Here is a 538-nt window from a genome sequence, read left to right as displayed (position 1 = left end):
CGCGACATGATGGACTTGGAGTTCACAGTGGAGCGCGGGCGGCTGTGGATGCTGCAGTGTCGCGTGGGCAAGCGCACGGGACGCGCCGCCGTGAAAATCGCCGTCGACATGGCACAGGAAGGGCTGATTGGGCGCGACGAGGCTATCCTGCGCGTGCAGCCCAGCCACTTAGACCAGTTGCTGCACCCCCACTTGGATGAGCGCGCCCTTGCTACAGGCGAATATCCGCTGCTGGCGCAAGGACTCGGCGCGTCGCCCGGCGCAGCGAGCGGGCGCGCCGTGTTCGACTCTAAACGCGCGATGGAGCAGGGCAAGCACGAGCCAGTGATTCTCGTGCGCCCCGAAACGAACCCCGATGATGTGGGCGGGATGCTGGCGTCGAAGGGGATTTTGACTGCCAGAGGGGGAATGACCTCCCACGCCGCCGTCGTCGCGCGGGGATTCGGTATCCCGTGTGTGGCGGGCTGCGAGGCGATTAGCGTGGACGAGTACGAGAACCTGTTCACTGTCGAGGTCGACGGCGCGACGCAAACGGTGC

Annotated in this window: 1 protein-coding gene; it reads left to right on the top strand. The window is 65.8% G+C overall.

Going from position 1 to position 538, the window contains the following annotated elements; translation table 11 throughout:
• Positions 1 to 538, top strand: a 538-nt coding sequence (locus NZU74_20825; protein ID MCS6883768.1) for a PEP-utilizing enzyme, incomplete at both ends; no start/stop codon positions are given.

The sequence above is a fragment of the Chloroflexaceae bacterium genome (genome assembly GCA_025057155.1).
In the GTDB taxonomy this organism is placed as follows: Bacteria; Chloroflexota; Chloroflexia; order Chloroflexales; family Chloroflexaceae; genus JACAEO01.
The sequence above is the reverse complement of the archived record's forward strand: the minus strand, read 5'-3'. Positions and strand labels throughout refer to the sequence as shown.